The 11,817-nt window shown below is 40.5% G+C and carries 8 protein-coding genes; 2 read left to right on the forward strand and 6 right to left on the reverse strand.

What is annotated here, in order from left to right:
• Positions 1-125: 125 nt before the first annotated feature.
• Positions 126-1,250: a sensor histidine kinase gene (locus BMX11_RS18420; protein WP_090886999.1), complete on the forward strand. Its 1,125-nt coding sequence runs from the start codon at positions 126-128 to the stop codon at positions 1,248-1,250.
• Here the strand turns inward: BMX11_RS18420 and BMX11_RS18425 are convergent.
• Entirely contained in the window at positions 1,236-2,339 is a 1,104-nt protein-coding gene (locus tag BMX11_RS18425; RefSeq protein ID WP_090887002.1) for a metallophosphoesterase, read from the reverse strand. The genes BMX11_RS18420 and BMX11_RS18425 overlap by 15 nt on opposite strands.
• Before the next feature lie 101 nt (positions 2,340-2,440).
• Here BMX11_RS18425 and BMX11_RS18430 point away from each other — a divergent pair, with 101 nt between their 5' ends.
• Positions 2,441-3,643, forward strand: a complete 1,203-nt coding sequence (locus tag BMX11_RS18430) for a DUF763 domain-containing protein (protein WP_090887024.1) — start codon at positions 2,441-2,443, stop codon at positions 3,641-3,643.
• 136 nt (positions 3,644-3,779) lie between these two features.
• On the opposite strand, the gene BMX11_RS18435 is transcribed toward BMX11_RS18430, so the two are convergent.
• The 5 genes from BMX11_RS18435 to BMX11_RS24405 form a co-directional block, all read right to left on the reverse strand.
• A complete protein-coding gene (locus BMX11_RS18435; RefSeq protein WP_090887004.1) occupies positions 3,780-4,862 on the reverse strand; it encodes a Gfo/Idh/MocA family protein in 1,083 nt (360 codons plus the stop codon).
• Positions 4,863-4,868: 6 nt separating this feature from the next.
• Complete coding sequence (locus BMX11_RS18440) at positions 4,869-6,326, reverse strand: Gfo/Idh/MocA family protein (protein ID WP_090887007.1); 1,458 nt, start codon at positions 6,324-6,326, stop codon at positions 4,869-4,871.
• A gap of 56 nt (positions 6,327-6,382) precedes the next feature.
• Entirely contained in the window at positions 6,383-9,799 is a 3,417-nt protein-coding gene (locus BMX11_RS18445; RefSeq protein WP_245738711.1) for a DUF1080 domain-containing protein, read from the reverse strand.
• 37 nt (positions 9,800-9,836) lie between these two features.
• Positions 9,837-11,117, reverse strand: a complete 1,281-nt coding sequence (locus BMX11_RS18450) for a Gfo/Idh/MocA family oxidoreductase (RefSeq protein WP_090887010.1) — start codon at positions 11,115-11,117, stop codon at positions 9,837-9,839.
• A gap of 452 nt (positions 11,118-11,569) precedes the next feature.
• On the reverse strand, positions 11,570-11,817 hold a 248-nt coding region (locus tag BMX11_RS24405), incomplete at its 5' end, for a hypothetical protein (protein WP_449421139.1).

The raw sequence follows: 11,817 nt of genomic DNA on the forward strand, positions 1-11,817 counted from the left end.
TCTTTACGCGGCAACAATTTAGGATAGTAGTATTAACTAATTTACGATATATATTGTTTCTAATATTTACGTTTTAATCTTAATATTTAACTTTAACGCTAAATCTTCCAAGAAATATTTAAAATATGTCAAAAGCGGTTACCTCCGAAATCAATCACGCCACCTCCGAACAAGAACGCCTGGCTAAACTTAAATATTATGAGATTTTAGATACAGCTCCAGAAAATAGTTTTGAGCAGATTGCGCTATTGGCCCAACAAATTTTGGAAGCTGAATGTGCCTTTATTGCTTTTGTGGGTGAAAATGGAATCTTTTTTAAGTCTTGGCTGGGATCAGATGAACGGAAAGTAGCAGCAGAAACATTTCTTCAACGTTACATTTCCAGGGCAAGCCTGGACGATAATAATTTTCTTTTGGTACCAATCCAGTCTGCCGAGGGATACATTTTAGGATATATCGGTGCAGCTGAAGTGGATAGTCCTGATGTTGATAAAAAGCTAGAGATGATGAAATTGCTCTCGAATATCGTTATGGATAAGTTAGAAGAGCGGATTGGGCTAAGAAAGCTGCTCAGGATAAATGATGATAGACTTCATGTACTGATTCATGATTTAAAGAACCCTATGACTACAATCGGGCTACAGTCTGAATTATTGGGTAAACTCCCTGGTACAGACGATAAGGTGAAATTAATTGCGGGAAGAATTAATAATCAAAGCAGACAGATTGTGAGCGATCTCAATCACATTTTAAGTTCAGCCAAGAGAGAGAATTCTAATTTTAAACCTCAGAAAATTAAAATAGATGTAAGTGTTATATTAAGTAATGCTTTACATCGATTGAATTTAAAGGCTGCAGCTAAACAACAAGATTTAATTTTTAAATCTGAGGGGGCTACGGAGATTATTGGAGATCCTGATAAGCTCCTTGAAGTTTTCTTTCAACTTACAGATAATGCCATCAAGTTCTCTCCTGCCGGGTCAAAGATTGAATTATCTATTCAAACAGACGATCAACAGGTTACCGTTCAAATCAAAGATGAGGGAACAAGTTTAAGCGATGAGGGTTTAGAAAGGCTCTTTTTCAAATTTGCAGATGTTGGAAGTTATGCAACTGCTAATGAAAACACCTCAAAAATTGGTTTACAAACGGCTAAATTATTAGTGGATATGCATAAGGGAAAGATCTGGGCAGAACGAGTTGAAGGAAGCTCTGGTACTGTTTTCTATGTACAGCTACCCCTCAAATGAGTTGGTTTTGAGCAAGGTAGATAACGACATTTCTTCGAGAACAGTTCTCGTAGGGCTACCGGTCTTAACAAATGACCACTTTATGAGCCTGATTAAGCCCTGTTCTATTTCAATTCCGGTGATATCTCCATCATTGAAACAGCAACAACCTGTATTAAAGTATCCTGGTTGATACTTTCTGAAGCGCGGTGCCTTGTCCCCTTCTTTTATTCTTTTTTTAAGCTCATCATTTAAAAAATTAATCTGATCGTGATCATTTTCCTTTCGGGCCTTTCTCAATCTCAGATATATCCTTTCCAGGTGAGTTAAGGAGGCAAATACAGGCTGATGGGTATGGCCAGTAATCAAAGCTGTTTGTTTTTGGTTTGCCACCCAGCTGTACATCAGCACATTGTGTTTAGTTTTAAGCTGATTATCGTAAGCTGGGGTATTCGGATTAATTTGCAGGTAAGCTTGCAGTGGTGCCCATATTGTGCTTACAAACCATTTACTGAACCAGTTGCCATCACTTTGCATATCTCCCTGATGTCCATGGGTAAGGAAAATATCCAGTTCAGTGCCTTCTATCATCATTTTAAGAATAGCACCTTCGTAAATTGGTATTTTCTGTCCGTATATCCTATTCAGGTTAAATCCTGCCAGTGGATCATTGTCCCAATAAAGATCGTGGTTGCCAAAGATTTTGGTAAACGCATTCCGTTCGATAAACCGCCTTTCTGCATCAAAGGTAGACTTATTGTGGTTGATGATGCTTTCCATCAAATTTTCCCAAAGCTCTTCGCTATCTCCCAGGTTGATGTAGTGAAAACTAACTTCATCATAGTGTTGTAACGCCGCGAGATAGTTTTTTTCTGCTAATGAAAAGTCATCGGCCAAATCTCTTGCTCCTTTATGCTGATCGGATAAAATAATAAACTTACTGTTGTTTGTAATGTGAAGAACAGGTCCTCTCTTACCCTCAGCTTTATTTATGGTTTTATAAAGTTTAGTTAAGGCACCATGTATGCGTTTCCGGTTAGGCCTGGACCCATACTTATTGGACATTCGTATGATCCAGTTGCTCAATAATTTCTGTAAAAATTTTCGCATGCATAATTTCTCTAATAAACTTAACAAAAAATGGGCTTAATAGTTATTAAAAATCCCACGATAGGTTAAATACTTAATCTATTTTACTAAATTTGTTAGTATTGAAAAGATCAGGAAGTACAGATTTGCCCTTGCATTACGGTCAGGTTCCGCCCTGGCTTGCACAACGTATGGCTAAACTGGGCTTAGCCATTACCGAGGCCATTTTATTGGAATATGGACGTGCAGAATTGATCAGGCGTTTAAGTAGTCCATTTTGGTTTCAGAGTTTAGGTGCCGTAATGGGCATGGACTGGCACTCGTCAGGAATTACCACCTCCGTACTAGGTGCCTTGAAAAAGGCCATTAATCCTATTTCCAAAGAATTGGGGATTTATGTTTGCGGTGGAAAAGGAAAGTACAGCAGGGAAACTCCACAAGAGCTTTTGAGGATTGCCGATAACACTGGCTTAGATGGGCATGCGCTCGTTCGCTCGAGTAAATTAAGTGCCAAGGTTGATAATACAGCCATACAGGATGGTTTTCAGCTTTATCTGCATAGTTTTATCCTGAGTAGTGATGGGGATTGGTCTGTAGTGCAGCAAGGAATGAGCAATCATAGCGCTACCGCAAGGAGATATCACTGGCACTCAGCCACTATTAAATCTTTCGTAGAAGAACCTCATACTGGTATTTGTGGCGTTAATCAGGGACAAATACTTAATCTTACGGCTCATGATGCGCAGATTACCAGAAATAGTATTATGGATATCACAATGGAATCTCCCCTTAAAATGCTCCCCGAAATACAGAAGCTGGTGATGCCTGATCACCACGATGTTAGGGCCAAGGACGTAGATCTAAAGCGGTTGGGAAGTATTTTATGGTTGGCACAAGAAAAAAGACCAAGTGATTTTGAATCGCTCTTACTCTTAGAAGGTATGGGGCCACGCACACTACAATCTATGGCGCTGGTAAGTGAGGTAATTTACGGTACGCCATCTCGTTTTTCCGACCCGGCACGATTCTCATTCGCCAATGGAGGAAAGGACGGACATCCATTTCCGGTTCCCGTAAATGTTTATGATGAAACGATTTCAGTGCTTCAAAAGGCTGTAGAAAAGGCAAAAATAGGTTTTACAGAGAAACAAGAGGCCATTAAATCTTTGCATGCTATTGCTAAAAATGCGGAGCAGGATTTTACTCCTAACATGGATTTTGATAAAGTAATTGCCAAAGAAAGAGCAGATAGCTGGAAGTACGGTGGGAGAACTGTATATGGTAAAGAGAAACCACCAGGAGATCATCAGTTGAAGTTGTTTTAAATTATATTATTATATGGTCTGTGAGTCACAGACTATGAGATTAGAAAAAACAATATATGGTCTGTGGGTCACAGACCATGGATTATAAAAATAGTGTAAATACTATTATATGGTCTGTGGGGTCACAGACCATGGGTTACAATTGAATCATATTAGCTGTTTTCACCGATTCATCGCATGCGAAAGCAATTCGCAAGCTGTTTATTGCATCTTCGGTTGCATCGGTAAGATCTAAATCTTTCTGAATTGTTTTCAAAAAGAAACGCTGTTCCCGGTTGCAGAGCTCCTGATGGTCGGGTTCATCTTTAAGATCTAAAAATTCATCGGGCTTAACAAATTCATCTTGAGCATTGAGTTGAGCATAATGCACCTTTATTGATTCTGTTTTAGTATGTGCATCAATATCATCAGAATTACCTGCTTTTGAAGCTTCTTTTGTCACTATAGAAACAGCACCCCTTGGTCCAAAAACGTCTTTTATAAAAAAGGCATTATCACTTACCATAGGACCCCAGCCCGCTTCATACCAGCCTATGGAACCATCCTCAAATCTAATTTGAAGTTGCCCATAATTATAATTCCAATCAGGAATATCATTGGTTAGCCTCGCCCCAATGGCACTTACCTGTATGGGCCTAGAGCGGGTCATTTGGCACATTACGTCGATATAATGCACTGCACAATCTACTATGGGACTTAAGCTCTTCATGAGATTACGATGTACCGTCCATTTTGCGCCATGACTCTGTTGATTCAAATTCATACGCATTACCAATGGTTTCCCCATTTGCTGAGCAAGTTCTATAAACTTTTCCCAGGATGGATGGTAACGCAAAATGTAACCTACCACTAGTTTTTTGTTTGCTTTTTTTGCTGCTTCTGCCACACGAATAGCACTTTCTACGGTATCTGCCAAAGGTTTTTCAATAAATACATGACATCCATTTTCAAAGGCTTTAACTGCAAAGGCTTCATGTGTATCTGGATAGGTAGAGATACAGACTGCGTCAGGTTTGGTGGCCAGCATTGCTTCTTCAAAATCTGTAAATAGCGCATATGCGCCTCCTAATTTCTCATTTAACTTTTGCTTACTTTCACCTGTAGAAACGAGTCCGCAAATCTCAAAACCTGGCAGAGTGTGATAGGCAGTGGCATGTGAAGCGCCCATATTGCCACAACCCACAACTAAAACCCGTAAATTATTTTTTATATCTAACATATGTAATTATACTCCTAAACTCCAGCCACTGCGATATTCTCTCTTCACAAACTGGTTTACTTCATCAAAATTAGTCACTTTCAGGTTCTGTTTATCCCATAAAAGTTTAATGTCTCTACCCGGATAGGTAAAGCCCTTACCATTTGCTTTTGGTTTTTGGACATCAGTTCCGCGGATAGCCAGATTTGCAATCAGCAAGGTTTCGGTAACCGGGCCTGCAATCTCAAATGGCGAGCTCAATTCTACTTTTCCATATCCTGCAATAGCTGCTTCTGCCCATTGCCAATAGTGACCGTCCACCCCTCCTTTTACCCGCTCTATTTTAGGTTTTACATGCACTTCGTTGGTTCTTGATAATGGTAGTAATCGTGGATTTGCGCCATAAACATCACACATCATCTTTCCTCTTGTACCTTCGAACAACACACCATTTGGACCAAAAGATTCATTCGGTGCTAATTCTTCAGGGCGTGCAGGTTTAATTCCACCATCCATCCAATGGATTTGCAGATTGCCTTTCGTTTTTTTCGTTTTCTCGAAAGTTAAAATTACGTGACTTGATGGCGGGCAACTATCTGGAAAATAGCCTCTTTTGAATTCATCAACATAGATGCTACCCACACTGCACTGCACGTCAATTGGTGTATCTAAGCCTAAAACGCGAATTGGCGGTTCAATTAAATGGCAGCCCATATCTCCTATGGCCCCTGTTCCGTAATCCCACCAGCCTCTCCAGTTAAACGGAACCAATTTTTCTACATAAGGCTTAAAGGGTGCACTACCTAACCATAAATCCCAATCCAGTTCAGTAGGGATACTAGCACCACCGTTAGCAGGCCATAAGATTCCTTGTGGCCAGGAAGGCCGGTCAGTCCAGCAATAAACAGTATGAACCTTGCCGATTACGCCTGCGTTACACCAATCTTGCAGTTGCCTTACGCCATCACCAGATGCGCCTTGATTTCCCATCTGGGTAACTACCTGATAGCGTTTTGCAGCTTCCGTAAGCTTACGGGCTTCGTAAATATCGTGCGTTAGCGGCTTTTCGACGTAAACATGCTTACCTAACTGCATGGCAGCCATAGCAATCATTGCGTGGTTATGATCGGGAGTAGAAACGACTACCCCATCAATATTCTTCCCTTCTTTTTCTAGCATTACGCGATAATCCTTGTAATATTTAGCTTTAGGAAAGCTCTTTACGGAGTTGGCTGCTCTTCTATCATCCACATCGCATAAAAATGCGATCTCTGATTTTCCTCCTTTATAAATATTGGCCAGATTGCTCTGACCTTTACCGCCTACTCCAACACCGGCAACCATTAAACGATCGCTAGGAGCTAAAAAACCCTTTCCCAAAACGTGACGCGGCACAATCATAAACCCTGCCGCTGCAATGGCTGTTGTTTTAATAAAATTTCTTCTCGAATTCAAATTGATTGAATCTTCTTTGTCTTCCATCATATTTTAATGCGCTAACAATATAATTTGGTTAAATCTTTATCTTATTCTGATTGTTGTTACTTCTTTTTACTTAGATCTTTAATGCGAATATTTCTAAACTGTAGTTCAGATCCATGTCCCAAAAAGCCGATATGGCCACTATCACGCAATAAGCCAGGATGCTGCTTTCCGTCTGCCGTACCATTTTTGCGTGCTGCTGTGATATCACCATCCAATATTACTTCGCCGTTAAGAATTACCTTAATTTTAGGTCCATTTACCACTACCTCTTGATAATTCCATTCGCCCACAGGCTTAAGAAAACCTCTTTTCGCGGGTAAGGTACCATAAACAGAACCATGGTATTGATATACATGTAAATCTTTATAAATCGGAGCTTCGTTGTCTAAAATCTGCAATTCCATTCCGGTATAAGCAGCATCACCCTCTAATGGCGCTCGAATTCCCAAGCCATTGTTGGCTCCTGGAGTAAGTTGAAATTCGAATCGAAAAATAAAATCACTAAACTCCTCTTTTGTAAATAGGTTCCCACCAGAGCCCTTGCCCGGTTTAGGGCGTATGGCCAAGTTGCCATCTTCTATAGAATAATCAACTGTATTGCCTGTCCATTGGTGCATATTGGTTCCATCAAACAGCACTTTGTAGCCCTCTTTCCTTTCTTTCGTACTTAACTCAAAGGGTTTAACTCTTGGAATTTCTCGGATATACAAGTCACGGTAAACTACTGGTGAGCCGTGTGCTTGCAATTCAATTTGCTCTTCTGCAAAGATGGGTAAAGTTCTATCCCAGTAGTTTTCAAGGATGATGTTATCAGTTACCAGTTGTCCGTTAAGGTAAACGGTTACCCGGTCTCCTTTCATCAGAATCCTAAAAGTATTCCACTCATCAATCTTATTATCAGCTACTTTTAATGGTTTACTTTCGTTGGCCTGGTTGTTATATAATCCCCCTGAACCTACCTGTGCACCTACTTTTGTTCTGGCGTTATCCCAAATCTGCACTTGAGGAGTGCCGCGTAAATAGATTCCGGCATCTCCCTCTCCTTTTTTATCATCAACAATTTTCCAATCTACCAACATTTCGAAATCGCCGTACTTTTTGATGGTGGCTAAATTATTGCCTTTCCCCACAAACTGAAGCTCGCCATTTACAGGTTTCCAGTTGTTCTGAGCTTCAGCATCTGCTTTTTCCTGAGCCGTAGCCAGCATTTTTGAATCCATTTTAGCCCGTTTAATTGGATCTGCAACCAGGCCTTTCCATCCGGTTAAATTTTTTCCATTAAACATGGATACAAATCCTTCTCCGGCTTTCATTTCTGCGATATACTTGCGCATACCTTCTTTTTGGTAACCGCTATCTGGGCCTGTAATTACTGAAATCGTTTTATTTAAGAGCATTTTAACCAGATCACCATTGTATTCTCCTGCTAGCGTAATGTTCATTACTGCCTGGGCAGCAGCTTGCTGTAATTTATTGTCATCAAGGTACTTGCCGGCAAAAATAATGGCGTTCAGACATTTTGATTCCTGTAAATCTTTAAGGATCTGTTGCTTCTGTTCTACCGTTTGAGCTACTTCCATTGCATTTCTGAGTAGTAGAAGCTTCTGCTCGGGGGTGTCTTTACCATCTCTGATTAATTTAAGGTATCCTTTCAAAGAATTGTCCAGAAAAGAAGTGTTTTTAGTTTCTCTTGCTATACGGATGAGTTCAGCAGAAGCCGAAGCATCTTTCCAGGAGGCCAGAGCCTCTACGGCAGCTTTTTGTGTAATATCATTACCAGAGCGATATGCATGGATTACAGCGGCTAGTGCCTGGTCTCCACCCAAGCTTGCTAAAACTTTATAAAACAAGTATTTTTTAGCATCTGGTGCTGTATTTATTTGCTGGAGAACAGTTTGTACTGTTGCGGCATTATTTTGGTCACCGCCACTTACAGCTGAAATGATTGCTTTTTGAACTGCTTTTTCATTGTCACCAGTATTTTCGTTAAGCAAAGTAAATAACTGAGGTAAGTTATTGGCAACCACCACTGAACTTAATGCAGAAAAGGCAGCCTTATTTACTTCAGGATTTTTATTTTTCAACTGGTTATAAACGGCATCCACTTGTGTATTTGCAGCTCGGGAAGCTAAAAGATTAAGTAAGGCGATTTGTGAAGCCGGTTTTGCAGCAGGGATAGCTTTTGCAATTTGCTCGGTAATGCTGGTTCCTCTCATCCGTTTAATGGCATTGGAAACATCCTGAATAGTGGCGCTGTCTCCTTTGCTCATTAATTTCAGAAAATCTCCAAGCACTTTATCCTGTCCGATATTAACTGATGCATTTATGGCACTGCGTTTAACTTTTGGGTTTTTATTTTTATACTGTTTAACGATTGCATTTAAGGCATCCTCCGCAGGTACTTGTCCCAGCATATCAATAATATCGGCTTTGATCTCGTCATCGGCCTTATTCATTGTCGTAATCCATGCACCTGTATTATTCGTATTCACATAGGGTATAGCAAATTTTACAGCCGCTTTCCGATACTCCATATTAGGATCTTTGGCGGCTGTTAATAGCAATGTCTGGTTGTTGTCAGTAGCCTGAATCCACAATTTTAGTGCAGCCGTATGCACATCAGTAAGATCCTCAGATTGGGTTTTAGCCCAAATACTTTCTGCAATTTTAGCTGCAAGGGGCTTATTCCCTTTTTGGAGCATTTCATTACCATAAATGAGATAACTGGAAACTGCATTGGTATTTTCATATTTGTATCCAGCTTTTTCCGCTGCTGTTGCTAATATATTTTCAGATGCGGGATCAGCTATATAAGCTAAACTATATAGTGCAATTTTGGCGGTATGCGCATCAGCATTAGTAAGAATTGACTGGATGGGTTGTGCAGCCTGTGGATACCGTGCGTCTCCCAAAGCTTCAATTATCGACAAACGTGCCTGACCGCTGGCTTTCCCCAAGCCATTAAGAAGCATAGCCTTTGAAGTTGATGTATTGATTTTTGCCAATGCACGGGCAGCCGGATCGGCTAAAAGATTATCATTCAGATAGCCACCCAAACAATTAACCGCATCATCATTACCGATTAAATCGAACTGACTGATTATGAAAGCTTTATTTTGAGGGTCTGTTAGTTTTTGCAAGGCTTTGCAATAGGCGTTTATGCTCATCTTTCTCAGGTTTTCCTGTCCCGTTTGTGTGGCATAGGCGGAAAAGCCACCAACAGTGTACTCAATAAGAGAATTGTTTCCTTTACCGGGGGCTGTAAGTCCTGAAATCAGTTGTGCATATCCATCTTCTCCCAGATTGGCAATATCCTGCATATTGCTTTTTAATAGTTTAGCATCTTTTGCAGGCATTTGCGCCAATAAATCAGCTATGCGTGTAGTGATTGTTCGTTCATCTTTTTTTTCCTGACTATAAGCCAGATTCTGAAGTAGCATGGTTGCTAACAGAATAAGAAATATTTTTTTCATTATTAGATTGATATAGAATGAAGTGCTGATAGTTAAATTAAATAGAGAAAGGTGCCCGCATAACCGGATTAATGAGCCTGTTTGCTGCTTCATCGCCTATAAATTCCTGTTTTACGGGATCAAACTTTAAGGATCCGCCTAGTCTTAGGGCGATTAATCCCATGTTTACAATGTTGCATGATCGATGTCCATTCTCCTCATTTAAGGCAAATTTCTCTCTGTTTTTAACTGATTCTACAAAATCTGTCATTTGTGGTAATGGATCGGGAAAGGCGGCGAGCTTTCTCTCTAAACCAGGAATATCAGATTTGAAGCCTGGATAGAGCTTTCCCTTTGGGCCTTCAATATAAGGCACGTTTTTGTCTTTGCCTTCACCATCTAATATGATCTGACAACCATCTGCATAAGTGTAGGTAATCCTTCTCCAGGTACCAACAGCATCAGTATGTTGCTGCGGTGCATCTATTTCAACCGAAACCGGGCTGGTATCATCTTTACCCAGGAAATATTGAATAGGATCAATATAATGCTGTCCCATGTCGCTTAATCCACCACCATCATAGTCCCAATATCCTCTAAAAGTTTGATGTACGCGGTGTTCATTATAAGGTTTATATGGTGCCGGCCCCAACCACATATCGTAATCCAATTCCGGAGGAACAGGTTGGGGAGCTAAGTTATCTTTTCCTACCCAATAAAATTTCCAATCGTAGCCGGTATGTTTACCTACTGTTACTTTTAATGGCCAACCCAACAAACCACTATCTACCAACTTTTTGATTGGCTTTACTGTTGTACCCATACCATAGAAAACATCCTTAAAGCGAAACCAGGTATTTAAACGGAACATTCTGCCATGCTTTTGAATGGCTTCTACTACCCTTTTTCCCTCGCCTATAGTGTGTGTCATTGGTTTTTCGCACCACACGTCCTTTCCTGCATTTGCTGCCTCAACAGCCATAACGCCATGCCAGTGTGGAGGAGTTGCAATGTGAACGATGTCTACCTCAGGGAGTTTTATGAGGTCACGATAGTCACCGAAAGTTTTGACGCCTTTATCAAGCATAGCTGCTGCCTGGCTCAAATGTCTTTTATCTACATCACAAATAGCCACCACCTGGGTGCCATCATAGCTAAAGTGGCCTCTGCCCATTGATCCAACGCCAATTACAGCTTTAGTCAGCTTATCGCTGGGTGCAATAAATCCGGTTCCTCCAAGCACGTATCTGGGTACAATAGTGAATGCGGCTAGCCCTACAGCCGACTTTTTTATAAAATCTCTGCGGGAACTGTGGTTCTCAGTTGGTTTAGTTTTCATGTTACGGGATGTGATATTTGGTTACCTTAGGTTAAATAAAAATAACGGAGAAGGTTTAGTAAAGCAAGTTAAAAAGATACACAAACGTTTGACTAATGTTATTGTTACTCAACAAGCTATCGCTCCTGAACCTAATTGTATTGTTTTTTGTGAGGAGTAAGAAAGGATTTAATGTGATCTATCACTATGTTTTGATAGTGTAGTTATTGCAAAACGGCCCTGCTACAAGCAAAATCCAGCTATAACTATTTTAAGAAGGACCCCAAAAAAGAGTCCGAATCATAAAGATCGGTTGTTAACCCTGAGCTTCATGATATAAACGGGGAGGCTCAACATGACAGATTCGATGGAAATTTAATTGATGAGACAATGCATCGAGTAGGAAGATAGGGATTAGTTCCCTACCTGTCCTCTCACACCACTGTACGTACCGTTCGGTATACAGCGGTTTGCTAGAATAACTTCGTTTGGTGTGTCGTTTTCCAATAGTAATAATTAGCGAATCCATCTAATCCCAGACCAGTGAAGAACTTTTTGTCCAGAGTTGTAAGTAGTATTGGGCTGTTTGCAGACCTGCAATATCCCTTGCGGGTATTGGCTAATTGGTAAGCCCTTGATTTCCCTACGCCCATTTCCATCAGGTTTCTTGCTCTACCCTTTATACTCTTCCATTGTTTCCACAGAACAATCCGCAACCGGG

Origin of the sequence: Pedobacter rhizosphaerae (genome assembly GCF_900111155.1) — a bacterium.
GTDB classification, from domain to species: domain Bacteria; phylum Bacteroidota; class Bacteroidia; order Sphingobacteriales; family Sphingobacteriaceae; genus Pedobacter; species Pedobacter rhizosphaerae.

Excerpts from the sequence above, each read along its gene's own strand:
- BMX11_RS18420 (WP_090886999.1), top strand. The coding sequence starts at position 126 with ATGTCAAAAGCGGTTACCTCCGAAATCAATCACGCCACCTCCGAACAA.
- BMX11_RS18425 (WP_090887002.1), bottom strand. The coding sequence starts at position 2,339 with ATGCGAAAATTTTTACAGAAATTATTGAGCAACTGGATCATACGAATG.
- BMX11_RS18435 (WP_090887004.1), bottom strand. The coding sequence starts at position 4,862 with ATGTTAGATATAAAAAATAATTTACGGGTTTTAGTTGTGGGTTGTGGC.
- BMX11_RS18440 (WP_090887007.1), bottom strand. The coding sequence starts at position 6,326 with ATGATGGAAGACAAAGAAGATTCAATCAATTTGAATTCGAGAAGAAAT.
- BMX11_RS18445 (WP_245738711.1), bottom strand. The coding sequence starts at position 9,799 with ATGAAAAAAATATTTCTTATTCTGTTAGCAACCATGCTACTTCAGAAT.
- BMX11_RS18450 (WP_090887010.1), bottom strand. The coding sequence starts at position 11,117 with ATGAAAACTAAACCAACTGAGAACCACAGTTCCCGCAGAGATTTTATA.